10 protein-coding genes are annotated in these 12,388 nt (G+C 54.8%); 7 read left to right on the plus strand and 3 right to left on the minus strand.

The features are described 5' to 3' along the window. The first annotated feature begins 409 nt into the window (after positions 1 to 409). The 7 genes from ACN0UH_RS04255 (at position 410) to ACN0UH_RS04285 (ending at position 9,463) form a co-directional block, all read left to right on the plus strand. Positions 410 to 1,378 carry a PstS family phosphate ABC transporter substrate-binding protein gene (locus ACN0UH_RS04255; protein ID WP_417660891.1) on the plus strand — a complete coding sequence of 323 codons (969 nt, stop codon included), beginning with the start codon at positions 410 to 412 and terminating at the stop codon, positions 1,376 to 1,378. A gap of 167 nt (positions 1,379 to 1,545) precedes the next feature. Beyond that, positions 1,546 to 3,831, plus strand: a complete 2,286-nt coding sequence (locus ACN0UH_RS04260; RefSeq protein WP_417660892.1) for a phosphate ABC transporter permease — start codon at positions 1,546 to 1,548, stop codon at positions 3,829 to 3,831. A gap of 81 nt (positions 3,832 to 3,912) precedes the next feature. Further along, entirely contained in the window at positions 3,913 to 5,529 is a 1,617-nt protein-coding gene (gene pstA, locus ACN0UH_RS04265) for a phosphate ABC transporter permease PstA (protein ID WP_417661105.1), read from the plus strand. Positions 5,530 to 5,645: 116 nt separating this feature from the next. After that, on the plus strand, positions 5,646 to 6,479 hold the full coding sequence (pstB, locus tag ACN0UH_RS04270; protein WP_417660893.1) for a phosphate ABC transporter ATP-binding protein PstB: 834 nt from the start codon (positions 5,646 to 5,648) through the stop codon (positions 6,477 to 6,479). A gap of 211 nt (positions 6,480 to 6,690) precedes the next feature. Beyond that, on the plus strand, positions 6,691 to 7,422 hold the full coding sequence (gene phoU, locus ACN0UH_RS04275; RefSeq protein ID WP_417660894.1) for a phosphate signaling complex protein PhoU: 732 nt from the start codon (positions 6,691 to 6,693) through the stop codon (positions 7,420 to 7,422). 96 nt (positions 7,423 to 7,518) lie between these two features. Further along, positions 7,519 to 8,409: a response regulator gene (locus ACN0UH_RS04280; protein ID WP_417660895.1), complete on the plus strand. Its 891-nt coding sequence runs from the start codon at positions 7,519 to 7,521 to the stop codon at positions 8,407 to 8,409. A 157-nt stretch (positions 8,410 to 8,566) separates the two neighbouring features. Beyond that, entirely contained in the window at positions 8,567 to 9,463 is an 897-nt protein-coding gene (locus tag ACN0UH_RS04285) for a peptidoglycan DD-metalloendopeptidase family protein (RefSeq protein ID WP_417660896.1), read from the plus strand. On the opposite strand, the gene ACN0UH_RS04290 is transcribed toward ACN0UH_RS04285, so the two are convergent. The 3 genes from ACN0UH_RS04290 to ACN0UH_RS04300 form a co-directional block, all read right to left on the minus strand. Continuing rightward, positions 9,460 to 10,173 carry a GntR family transcriptional regulator gene (locus tag ACN0UH_RS04290; protein WP_417660897.1) on the minus strand — a complete coding sequence of 238 codons (714 nt, stop codon included), beginning with the start codon at positions 10,171 to 10,173 and terminating at the stop codon, positions 9,460 to 9,462. The two genes, ACN0UH_RS04285 and ACN0UH_RS04290, sit on opposite strands and share 4 nt — an antisense overlap. Further along, the gene (locus ACN0UH_RS04295; RefSeq protein WP_417660898.1) at positions 10,170 to 10,877 is read right to left on the minus strand and encodes a FadR/GntR family transcriptional regulator; all 708 of its coding nucleotides are present in this window, start codon (positions 10,875 to 10,877) and stop codon (positions 10,170 to 10,172) included. Before ACN0UH_RS04295 ends, ACN0UH_RS04290 begins: the two co-directional genes overlap by 4 nt. A gap of 76 nt (positions 10,878 to 10,953) precedes the next feature. After that, complete coding sequence (locus ACN0UH_RS04300; RefSeq protein ID WP_417660899.1) at positions 10,954 to 12,273, minus strand: C4-dicarboxylate transporter DctA; 1,320 nt, start codon at positions 12,271 to 12,273, stop codon at positions 10,954 to 10,956. Between the last annotated feature and the right edge of the window lie 115 nt (positions 12,274 to 12,388).

The following is a 12,388-nucleotide window of genomic DNA, read 5'->3' on the forward strand; positions in this document are numbered from 1 at the left end:
CAGCTCGCGGCGCAGTTGTTGTTATGGAGCGCTGCAGATGAGCGCAGGGCGAGTATACCGACTGAGCGGTCGCTGGGCGACCGCAGCTATCAATAACCCACAACTTTAGGGAACCCATGAAAAACTACTGCGCTAGATATTACTGTGTTGAAAAGCTGCTCAAAATGCTCATTTAGGACACTAAAGTCGAGCGCGACCCCGGTCGCTTTTCGCACCTTTTCGCCTTGTACTACCTTCGCTCGTTACCTTTTTCAAAGGATTCCCCGTGGATATAACTATTTTTCGACGGTACAAGCAAATTAATGGCACGCGTCATCTAACTGTCACATTGTTTTCATAGATTGGTCATACGGCCTGCGGATACTTGGGCCCGTTCCATCCAACACTACAATTCAGCTAGGAGCAAAGCATGAAACTCAAGCGTTTGATGGCGGCCATGACTTTTGTCGCCGCTGGCGTTACAGCCGCCACCGCGGTAGCCGCTATCGACCCGGCTCTGCCGACCTATGAAAAAACTTCCGGCGTATCCGGTAACCTGTCGAGCGTAGGCTCTGACACCCTGGCCAACCTGATGACCCTTTGGGCTGAGAACTACAAAAAGTTCTACCCGAACGTAAACATTCAGATTCAGGCAGCAGGCTCTTCTACTGCGCCACCTGCACTGACTGAAGGCACTTCGAACCTCGGCCCGATGAGCCGTAAGATGAAAGATGCCGAGCTGCAAGCATTCGAAGAAAAATACGGCTACAAGCCGACCGCAGTCCCAGTTGCTATCGACGCCCTGGCTGTGTTCGTACACAAAGATAACCCGATCAAAAGCCTGACCATGGCTCAAGTTGATGCGATCTTCTCGGCGACTCGTCTGTGTGGTGAAGCTAAAGACATCACTACCTGGGGTGACGCTGGTATGACCGGTGAGTGGGCGAGCAAGCCGATCCAGCTTTTCGGTCGTAACTCGGTATCCGGTACTTACGGTTACTTCAAGGAAGAAGCGCTGTGCAAAGGTGACTTCCGTTCCAACGTTAACGAACAACCAGGCTCTGCCTCGGTGGTTCAGTCGATCTCCAGCACTGTGAATGCCATTGGTTACTCGGGCATTGGCTACAAAACCTCCAGCGTTCGCGCTGTAGCGTTGGTCGATAAACAAGGCAAGGCTGAAGAAGCAACTGAAGCCAACGCCTTGGCGGGCAAATACCCGCTGTCGCGCTTCCTCTATGTTTACGTAAACAAGGCGCCGAACAAGCCACTGAGCCCGCTCGACGCGCAGTTCCTGAAAATGGTCCTGTCCAAGCAAGGTCAAGAAGTTGTAGTCAAGGATGGTTACATCCCACTGCCAGCCAAAGTGGTTGAGAAAACCATGAAGGAACTGCAGCTCTAAGCAGCGCCTGGTTGCGTGAAATGATCTGATGTACCGACGCCCGCGCTCAGAATTGAGTGCGGGCGTTGTCGCGTCATCGGGCTGTAACCTATCTGTCACATAAGACCGTTAGATTTGTGCCTCCGCTGACTCAAGGCGCGCGTCCACAACCGCCCAGAGATCCTCGAATGAACGACTTGGCCAATGAATTCATGAACACATCTACCGATAGCAGCCAACGAATCGACTTCAATACGCCTGTCTTGCTGCGTAAGCGCCGTAGTCGTGCGCTCAAGGACCGTATGGCGCGGTGGTACGTGTCGATTGGCGGGCTGGCGGTGCTGGCGACCATCACCCTGATTTTCTTTTACCTTGCCTATGTGGTGATGCCGATTTTCTCCGGCGCTGATCTCACTGCGCATAAAGCCCAGCAGCCAGCATGGCTGGCAGATCAAGGCGATGCATTAATGCTCGCGATCGAGGAGCAGAACAAAGTCGCGATGCGGCTAAACAGCAAGGGTCATGTACAGTTCTTCAAGCTTAAGGATGGCGCCCTGCTGACCAGCATTGATCTGCCAATTCCAGCAGGCGTAAGCATCTCTTCATTCAGTGAAGATCAACCGGGCAGCCGCCGCACTGTAGTCGGCCTGTCGGACGGCAGCGTATTGGTATTCAAGCAGAACTATGCGGTTACCTATCCGAACAATGTAAAAACCATCACCCCGGTCATTCAGTACCCGTTCGGTGAAGACCCGATCAAGCTCAATCCTCAAGGTAATGCGCTTGAGCATGTAGCAATGAGCGTAAATGGCGATAACGTGCTGCTGACCGGCTCGACAGGCACCGAGTTGCACGTGCTGTCGATCGTCAATGAAGAAAATCAGTTCACCGGCGAAACCAGCCAGGAGCAGCAGGTCGTTAATTTGCCGCAGATCGCCGAGCCGATCAAAGCGATGATTATCGACCCGCGCCAACAATGGTTGTATGTCTTCAATGGCAAAGCCACTGCCGATGTCTTTGACCTGCGCAGCAAGACCTTGAACGGCCGGTATACCCTGCTTAAAGGCGATGCCGAAGTGACTACAGTCAGTCCGCTGTTGGGCGGTATCTCGCTGTTGGTCGGTGATAGCAAAGGCGGAATCGCCCAGTGGTTTATGGTGCGTGATGATGACGGCAAGTCTCTGCTGACCCACATCCGAGGCTTCCAGATGAAGGACAGCCCGATCACTCAGTTCATGCCTGAAGAGCGCCGCAAGGGCTTTATGGCCATGGACAGCCAAGGCAACCTCGGCCTGTTCCACAGCACGGCGCACCGCACACTGCTAATTGACCCCGTGGCAAAAGGCGCCAGCGTTGCGGCATTGTCACCACGGGCTAGCCGCGTACTGGTTGAGTCCGGCGGCCAACTGCAAACCTTCACTGTTGATAATCCACACCCAGAAGTTTCCTGGAGTTCGCTGTGGGGCAAGGTCTGGTACGAGAGCTACGACGAACCTAAGTACATCTGGCAGTCGACTTCAGCCAACAGCGACTTTGAGCCTAAGCTGAGCTTGGCGCCCCTGACCTTCGGTACGCTTAAAGCAGCGTTCTACGCCATGCTGTTAGCGGCGCCACTGGCAATTTGTGCAGCGATTTACACCGCTTACTTTATGGCTCCAGCCATGCGCGGCAAGATCAAGCCGGTTATCGAGCTGATGGAAGCACTGCCCACGGTAATCCTTGGCTTCTTTGCCGGACTGTTTCTCGCACCTTATGTTGAGGGGCACCTGCCCGGAATATTCAGTTTGCTGTTGCTGACACCGATAGGGGTGCTTGTTGCCGCCTTTCTATGGAGCCGTTTGCCGGAGCGCATTCGTCTGCTGGTGCCGGATGGTTGGGAAGCAGCGCTGCTGATCCCGGTGATTCTGCTGATCGGTACGGTTTCACTGTCGATGAGCGGGCACATGGAGAACTGGTTCTTTGGCGGCGACATGCGCTCATGGCTGAGTAACGATCTGGGCATTGCCTTCGATCAGCGCAATGCCTTGGTCGTGGGTTTGGCGATGGGCTTTGCAGTTATCCCGAACATTTACTCGATCGCAGAAGACGCTGTGTTCAGTGTGCCCAAGAGCCTGACGTTTGGCTCGCTGGCGCTCGGCGCAACACCATGGCAAACCCTCACCCGCGTAGTAATTCTGACCGCCAGCCCGGGCATTTTCTCGGCGCTGATGATCGGTATGGGGCGTGCAGTAGGTGAAACCATGATCGTACTGATGGCCACCGGTAATACGCCAATCATGGACATGAACATTTTTGAGGGTCTGCGCACCCTTGCCGCCAACGTTGCGGTTGAGATGCCTGAATCGGAAGTCGGCAGTAGCCATTACCGAATTTTGTTTCTCTCTGCGCTGGTGCTGTTGAGCTTTACCTTCGTGATGAACACGTTGGCAGAAGTCATTCGAACCCGCCTGCGTAAGAAATACGCCTCGCTCTAAGACTCAGGAAGGTAGACGTCCGTGAACGTGAAAAAGCAAAACCTCAAATCCTGGTTCCAGAGTGGTTCACCCTGGGTCTGGATGACCGCCAGCGGTGTATCGATTGCCGTGATCATGACCGTGGGTCTGCTCGCCGTAATCGCTACCCGCGGCCTGGCGCACTTCTGGCCAGCCGATGTGATTCAAGCCTCCTATCAAGTGCCGGGCGAAGCACCGCGCGTGATGGCCGGCGAATTGGTTCAGGCTGAACAAGTAACGCGTGCGCGCCTGGCTTCTGCAGGGCTGCCAGTTGATGTAGAAGGCGGCGAGTTCATGACCCGCGAGCTGTTCAAGGTCGGTAACCGTGACATCAACGGTGCGGACTTCAGCTGGGTTGTCGATGAGTGGATGAAAGATCCAAGCACGCCGGAAGACATGGTGGCGGTGGAGCGTCGCGAGTGGGGTAACTTCTATGGTTACCTGGTTAACGTTAAAGAAAGCGGCAAGCTGGTCGCTGAGGGCGATGCAGCCTGGGATGAGCTGCAAAAGCGAATTGCCCGGATTGACGAGTTGCACAGTGAAATCTCGAAACTGCAGAAAAAAGACATTGGCCGGATCAACTACGGACTTGAAGGCCTGCGTCTTAAAAAACGCAAGCTGGAACTGACCGATGAGTTGACGCCTGCCGCCCAAGCCGACCTTGATGCAGAGCGCGCGCAGTGGGATGCCGAATACAAGGTGCTCGAAGCAGAGTTGCTGGGTCTGCACGACCAGTTCAATCGCGACAGCGTGACCCTGAAGACGGTAGACGGCACAGAGAAGGAAATGAGCCTGGGCACTGTGGTTCGCGCTTATATGCCGAACGCCATGGGCACCACTGAAAAACTCGGTTTCTACTTCGCCAAAATGTGGGAGTTTGTCAGCGAAGACCCACGTGAAGCCAACACTGAGGGCGGTATTTTCCCGGCGATCTTCGGCACCGTGATGATGACCTTGATCATGGCGGTGATTGTGACGCCTTTTGGTGTCCTGGCTGCGATCTACCTACGTGAGTACGCTAAGCAAGGACCGATGACTCGTATCATCCGCATTGCGGTGAACAACCTGGCCGGGGTTCCGGCGATTGTTTACGGGGTGTTTGGCCTGGGGTTCTTCGTCTACGTTCTGGGCGGATCGATTGACTCGCTGTTCTTCCCGGAAGCGGCTCCAGCGCCCACCTTTGGTACGCCTGGCTTGCTTTGGGCATCGCTGACTCTGGCGATTCTTGCGGTGCCAGTGGTGATCGTCGCGACTGAGGAAGGCTTGGCGCGTATCCCACTTGCATTGCGTGAAGGCTCTCTGGCGCTCGGTGCGACCAAGGCTGAAACCCTGTGGAAAGTGGTGCTGCCAATGGCCAGCCCGGCGATGATGACCGGTTTGATTCTGGCTGTGGCGCGCGCAGCGGGTGAAGTTGCGCCGCTGATGCTGGTTGGTGTGGTCAAGTTGGCACCCGCACTGCCGCTTGATGGTAACTACCCGTACCTGCACTTGGATCAGAAGATCATGCACCTGGGTTTCCACATCTACGACGTCGGCTTCCAAAGCCCGAACGTTGAGGCCGCACGGCCATTAGTCTATGCCACAGCGTTGTTGCTGGTGCTGGTAATTGCTTTGCTTAACCTCAGTGCGGTGTTTATCCGTAACCATCTGCGCGAGAAGTACAAAGCGCTGGAGCATTAAGAATTTTGGGTATGCTGCACCGCTGTGTGCAGCATCCGATTAACGAATTATCAGGAACCTTTGAAAACGTCGCGAGCGCGTAGCTTTCAGTGGTTTCTCAGCGTAGGGAGCATCTCATGCAGCACACTACACCAAGCCATGGTATCGACATCTCAGCTCTTGGCCGTGAAAAGCAAAGCTTGGATTTGAACAAAGAAACCACCGCCATCCAGGTTCCGGGTTTGAACCTGTACTATGGCGAAAAACAAGCGCTGTTCGATGTCAAAATGAATATCCCCAAGCAGCGCGTTACCGCATTTATTGGTCCGTCTGGTTGCGGTAAATCGACACTGCTGCGTACCTTCAACCGGATGAATGATCTGGTTGATGGCTGCCGCGTTGAGGGTGAAGTGAACCTTGATGGCACCAACATCTACCGCAAAGGCGAAGATGTTGCTGATTTGCGTCGTCGCGTTGGCATGGTGTTTCAGAAGCCAAACCCGTTCCCTAAAAGCATTTACGAAAACGTGGTCTACGGCCTGCGTATTCAAGGTGTGAACCAGAAGCGCGTGCTCGACGAGACCGTTGAATGGGCACTGAAAAGTGCTGCCTTGTGGGATGAAGTCAAAGACCGTCTGCATGAGTCGGCGTTGGGCATGTCCGGTGGTCAGCAGCAACGTTTGGTGATTGCGCGTACCGTTGCGGTTCAGCCAGAAGTTCTGTTGCTGGATGAGCCTTGTTCGGCACTTGATCCGATCTCGACGCTTAAAGTCGAAGAGCTGATCTACGAACTGAAATCCAAATACACCATCGTTATCGTGACCCACAACATGCAACAAGCGGCGCGGGTTTCCGATTACACCGCGTTTATGTACATGGGCAAACTGATCGAGTACGGCGACACCGATACGCTGTTCACCAACCCAGACAAGAAGCAGACTGAGGATTACATCACCGGTCGCTACGGTTGATCGCTCCGGCCATGCCTGACGCCGCTGAGCTGCGGCGGCGAACCCTTGCCGTACTTCTAGTACTGTCTGCGGATCGCCTTCTTGCTCAGCGCTCCCCATGCAAAGGCCGGTGTTGGAGCCGTTGGGGGTAAGAGCAAAAGCTCGATCGGTATTGATGTTTAGCAAGTAACCGTTTTGTATTTAACTAATTTCGCGTCGCAAGGGCTTGAGCATGATTAATAAAGACAGTCTTACTCATCACATTTCTCAACAGTTCAACTCTGAGCTGGAAGAGGTGCGCAGCCACCTTTTGGCAATGGGTGGCCTGGTTGAGAAGCAAGTCAATGATGCGGTCAACTCGTTGATTGAGGCCGACTCAGGTCTGGCTCAACAAGTGCGCGAAATTGATGACCAGATCAATCAGATGGAGCGCAACATCGACGAAGAGTGCGTGCGCATTCTGGCTCGCCGTCAACCTGCTGCTTCTGACCTGCGCTTGATCATCAGCATTTCCAAGTCGGTGATCGACTTGGAGCGTATCGGTGACGAGGCGACCAAAATCGCCAAGCGCGCCATTCTTCTGTGTGAAGAAGGCGAAGCACCGCGTGGTTACGTCGAGGTGCGCCACATTGGCGGTCAGGTGCGCAAGATGGTGCAGGAAGCACTTGATGCCTTTGCTCGCTTCGACGCGGACCTGGCTCTGTCTGTGGCCCAGTACGACAAAACGGTCGACCGCGAATACAAAACCGCATTGCGTGAGCTGGTGACCTACATGATGGAAGACCCGCGCTCAATCGCGCGCGTTCTGAACATCATATGGGCCTTGCGTTCGCTGGAGCGGATTGGCGACCACGCCCGCAACATCGCTGAACTGGTTATCTACCTTGTGCGCGGCACTGATGTTAAGCACATCGGCCTCAAGCGCATGCAGGAAGAAGTAGAAGGCACAGGCAAAAATAAGTAGTCAGCTTTACTTGCGCTGATGGCCGCAGAGTAATTGTCTGTTGGCCTTTAGCCATCCACCCGGACTATGCTAGGTACGGTAGATGAGGGGTGGTAGATGAGTAAAGTCCGCGTTTTGATTGTTGATGATGCAAGTTTTATTCGTGATTTAGTCAAAAAAGGTCTGCGTGATCACTTTCCCGGAGTGCAGATTGAAGAGGCTGTGAACGGTCGTAAAGCACTGCAATTGCTGAGCAAACAGACGATTGACTTGATTCTCTGCGATTGGGAAATGCCGGAAATGTCCGGGCTTGAATTGCTCACCTGGTGCCGTGAGCAAGATAACCTGAAGACCATACCCTTTATTATGGTCACCAGCCGGGGTGATAAAGAAAACGTGGTTCAGGCCATTCAGGCTGGGGTGTCAGATTTCATCGGCAAGCCATTCTCCAACGAACAATTGGTCACCAAGGTCAAAAAAGCTCTGCATCGCGCCGGCAAGCTTGAGGCCTTCGCGCCGAGCCAAAAACCTGCCAGCAATGCATTCGCCAATGACTCTTTATCGGCCTTGACCGGCGGTAAGGCTGAGGTGATCAAACCTAGCCAGCCAGTGGCTGCTGCCCCTGGATTTGCAGCGCCTACGCCGACTGCCAAGCCCGCAGCAGCACCTTCAGGTCGAGGGCAGGGCAGCTTGCGTTTGCCGGGTGGCAGCATGCCCTGTGTGATCAAAGCGCTGAGCCTCAAAGATGCGCAGTTGCTGGTCAAGCGCGGGCAACTATTGCCGCAAGTGTTGGAAAGCGCTGTGCTCGATCTGGAGCAGGGTGATAGCTCAGAGGTTGCCCGGCTCAATGGTTATTTGCATGCGGTTGCGGCGTTTGAGCCGAAAGCTGACAGCGAATGGTTGCAACTAACCCTACGCTTTGTTGACAGTGACCCGCAAAAGCTTGACTACTTGTCTCGACTTATTGCTCGCGGTACTGCGCAAAAACACTTTACCCCCGGCGGCTAGCTGCACGCATGAACTGAGCTCTGGGTTGTGGATGACCGATCGTCGGCTATGCTCGAGATACAGTGCACATCTTCGTACAAAGCATCTCGTTCCACCCCTGCGCTGCTGCTAGTCTGCCAAACCCGGACAATCAGAAAAACATAAGATCCGAATCGATATGCTAGGGCGCTTACTACTTCTCTTCAGTTTTATGACTGTGGCCGCTGATGCTGCGGCCATCACAATCTACAAGTACACCGATGCCAATGGTGTGGTGACCTACACCGACCAAAAGGCAGCCGGTGCGCAGGTGTTTGTGTTTCGTGATCGCATGGTTGAGAGTCTCGACAGCGAGGTAAAGCTGGAAACTCTCAAACACGCTGCAGGTGAAACCCTGCTGGTACGCAACGACCTCTATGCACCGGTGCAGATTGAGTTGAGCATCAATGATGCCGAGAACGCCGTAGGTGTTCCTGAAAAGCCAATCAGCTGGATTTTAGCGCCGCGCAGCAAGATCCGTCTGGCCACGCTGGCGCCCATGAATGCCAGTAAGCCGCTGCACTACAAAACCAAATTGCGTTACGCCATGGGTGATCCACGGCTGATCCCCACGCAAAAGAACTATCCGTTGCCTTGGCGCGGTGGTCCGTTCAATTTGAGTCAGGGTGCTAACGGTAAGTACAGCCACTTTGGTCCTAAAGGTCGCTACGCCTTGGATATCGCCATGCCTGAAGGCACACCTATCGTGGCCGCGCGCTCAGGTGTGGTGGTCAAAATCGAGAATCATCAGACCGGACGTGGTAACAATCCATCGGGTAACTTTGTTCGCGTGCTACACAAAGACGGCACCATGGGCGTGTACCTGCACTTGATGAAGGGCTCGGTCAAAGTTGCCGAAGGCACTCACGTCAATGTCGGCACACCGCTGGCGCTATCGGGGAATACCGGCAACAGCACCGGCCCGCACTTGCACTTTGTGATTCAGCGAAACGTAGGCTTAGCGTTGGAGTCGATTCCCTTCGACTTTTCACAGCCGGTGAATACATTGCCTAACTTTGCCGTGGGCGGCGACTAGCTACTCAGGCGTCCGGCGAATGCCGCATGCAGATCGGTGGTCGGTGGAGGCGCATAACGCAGGCGCTGGCCGATGCTCGATAGATACAGCTCAAGCCGCTTGCTAGCGAGTTCGCAATCACCAGCCTCCAGCGCATCCAGCAATTCCAACTGCTGACAACAACTCGCCTCGATATACCCATGGTTCTTACTTAAGGCGAGATGCAGCGCGGCCTGGCGAAGCAGTTGGTCGAGGAAGTTGTGCAGTAACGGATTGCCGGTTAGTTCGGCCAGTTGCAGGTGTAGGCGTCCTGCGCACTTGATCAGCCCTGCATGGTCGGCGGCGTTCATGCAGGCGCGTTCGGCAGCTACGATACTGCGTAGGTCGTCAAGCTGCTGGCGACTGAGTTGGCCAGCCAACTGACGTGCCACGGCTGACTCAACCAACAATCGTGCTTCAAGTACTTGGCGAACTCGCAGTGGATCGGGTTGTGCCACGTAAGCAATCTGGTTTTCCGAGAACTCGACCGCACCATCGCTGGCCAGGCGTTCTAAGGCGCGGCGCACACTATTGGCGCCCGCACGGAATATCTGGGTCAGGGTTACCTGACTCAGCATTGCGGCAGGGGCTAAGCGTCTGGCCAAGATTGCACTGTGGATACTCTCGTAGATGAACTGAGCTGAGGTGCACCCCAAAGGTCGCAGGAGTGAGGTGTCGGCATGCCTGCTCATGTGATCAAGTCCCCTTCGGGTACGCGCAGACCAATATTGAGGCGCATGCCTTCATTCACAATATGTTGGCGCATCGCCAAGCTGGCGGCTTCGCTGTTGTGCTGGCGAATGGCGCGCACGATGGCCTCGTGTTCTTTGAGAATGTCCTCGGCATGCGCCTCGTTGCGCTGGATAAGGTGATCACTTTGCTCAAGGGCGCCACTGATCTGTTGCGAAACACTCAGGAAAATCGGGTTTGAGGTCAGTGCCACCAACTTGCGATGAAATGCGTTATAGGCCTCGACCAAGGCATCGGTGCGCTCGTCCTCGACAGCTTCGCGTAGATCCAGCAACAGCAGACGCAGTTGGCCAAGCTCATCGCTGTTGATGGTTTGCGCAATCAGCCCGGCAATGAAAGGCTCCAAGGCATAGCGCAACTGCAGGACATTTTCCAGCGAGGCGGTGGTTACTGCGGGGTTGCGCAGGTCGCGCAGGGCGGGTGTATCGCGCTCAAGCACGACCACGCCCTTGCCTGGCAGCGAGCGCAGCACGCCCAGCGTTTCCAGTACGATTATGGCTTCGCGCAGGCTTGGCCGACTGATCTCCAACTGCTCGGCAAGCTCGCGCTGGCCCGGCAACATCTGCCCAGTCGTCCAGCGACCTTGCTCAATGGTTTCGAGCAGCTTCTGCACCACTGAATTGATCAGTTTGGATGAAGAAAACATGAGTGCTCCCTAATGCTCAAGGTTGGCGGCTGGGTTAGCCGCCAAGGTAAGTAGATTGAGCTGCGTACAATGCTCATTAACCCTGCATTTCGCTTTTGTGTGGAGTCGGTGCAACGGGCATTTCGCGCGCGTTGCCATGATAGCCATCAAGCACCGCGTTGGCGTTTTTCATATCTATGTCATTCTCCCAGCGGGCGATGACTACGGTGGCGATGCAGTTGCCGATCATGTTAGTCAGTGCCCGGCCAATGCCCATGAACCAGTCCACAGACAATACCAGCACCAGGCCTGCTGCGGGGATAGCCGGCACGGCGCTGAGGGTGGCCGCGAGGATCACCAGTGCGGAGCCAGGGATACCATGCGCGCCTTTGGATGTGATCAGCGACACCAACAGCACCGTCATCAGGTCACTGAAAGCCAGCGGGGTGCCGGTCGCGTGAGCGATGAATACCACAGCCAGGGTCAGATAGATCGAGAAGCCATCGAGGTTGAACGAATAGCCTGTTGGAATCACCAAACCAACAGTCGAACTGCGAATACCCATGTTTTCCAGCTTGCGCATGATTTGCGGCAGAACGGCATCGGAAGAGGCTGTCCCCAGTACGATCAACAGTTCCTCGCGGAAGTAGCGCAGGAAGGGCAGCAGTCGTACGCCGCTTAGGCGCAATACTGTGCCAAGCACCAGGGTGACAAATAGCACGCAGGTTACGTAGAACACTAGAACCAATGCGCCTAAATGGCTGAGTGAACTGATGCCGTAGCGGCTGATGGTGAAGGCCACTGCACCAAATACCCCCAATGGCGCCAGTCGCACAATCATGCCCATGATGCGAAACAATATGAGGCTGAACTCATTGATGAGTCGTGCCACGCTGCTGGCTTGCTCGCCGACTAGGTTCAAGGCACTGCCGAACAGCACCGAGAACAAAAGTACTTGAAGAATATCGTTGCCGGCGAAGGCGCTGAAGACCGAAGACGGGATCAACGCCATGAAGAAGGCAACAGGGCCATGTATTGCCTGGGAGCTTCCGGCATAGGCGGAGGCGTCGCCGGAAGTGAGGCTGTTGAGGTCGATATTAGCGCCCGTGCCCAAGCCACTGCCGTAGGCCACGACCAGTCCAAGGACCAAGGCAATGGTGGTCAGGATTTCAAAGTAGATCACCGACTTCAGACCGATTCTGCCGACCTTTTTCAGATCACCGGCTCCTGAGATGCCATTGACCACCACACAGAAAACGATGAGGGCGATAAGCATCTTGATCAGCTTGATAAAGCCATCACCCAGAGGTTTGAGGTGCGATGAAAAATCGGGGAAGCTGACGCCAACAAATACGCCAATAATCAGGCCGATCACGACTTGCAGGAAAATCGAGCGGGAGCAGTTCTTGATGAGCATTGCGGTAGTCTCCGTATGCGCAGCCGTCCCGTGGGAGGGATCGGAGTCGCTGTTATTGTTCTGGTAATACCGGTAAGACCAGTGCAATTTATGCCCTGCAATACACTTTGACAAG

Source organism: Pseudomonas sp. (assembly GCF_048265905.1).
Lineage (GTDB): Bacteria > Pseudomonadota > Gammaproteobacteria > Pseudomonadales > Pseudomonadaceae > Aquipseudomonas.

What these genes read in the sequence shown, in the direction of transcription:
- ACN0UH_RS04255 (WP_417660891.1), top strand. Translation starts at nt 410, where the DNA reads ATGAAACTCAAGCGTTTGATGGCGGCCATGACTTTTGTCGCCGCTGGC.
- ACN0UH_RS04260 (WP_417660892.1), top strand. Translation starts at nt 1,546, where the DNA reads ATGAACGACTTGGCCAATGAATTCATGAACACATCTACCGATAGCAGC.
- pstA (WP_417661105.1), top strand. Translation starts at nt 3,913, where the DNA reads ATGACCGCCAGCGGTGTATCGATTGCCGTGATCATGACCGTGGGTCTG.
- pstB (WP_417660893.1), top strand. Translation starts at nt 5,646, where the DNA reads ATGCAGCACACTACACCAAGCCATGGTATCGACATCTCAGCTCTTGGC.
- phoU (WP_417660894.1), top strand. Translation starts at nt 6,691, where the DNA reads ATGATTAATAAAGACAGTCTTACTCATCACATTTCTCAACAGTTCAAC.
- ACN0UH_RS04280 (WP_417660895.1), top strand. Translation starts at nt 7,519, where the DNA reads ATGAGTAAAGTCCGCGTTTTGATTGTTGATGATGCAAGTTTTATTCGT.
- ACN0UH_RS04285 (WP_417660896.1), top strand. Translation starts at nt 8,567, where the DNA reads ATGCTAGGGCGCTTACTACTTCTCTTCAGTTTTATGACTGTGGCCGCT.
- ACN0UH_RS04290 (WP_417660897.1), bottom strand. Translation starts at nt 10,173, where the DNA reads ATGAGCAGGCATGCCGACACCTCACTCCTGCGACCTTTGGGGTGCACC.
- ACN0UH_RS04295 (WP_417660898.1), bottom strand. Translation starts at nt 10,877, where the DNA reads ATGTTTTCTTCATCCAAACTGATCAATTCAGTGGTGCAGAAGCTGCTC.
- ACN0UH_RS04300 (WP_417660899.1), bottom strand. Translation starts at nt 12,273, where the DNA reads ATGCTCATCAAGAACTGCTCCCGCTCGATTTTCCTGCAAGTCGTGATC.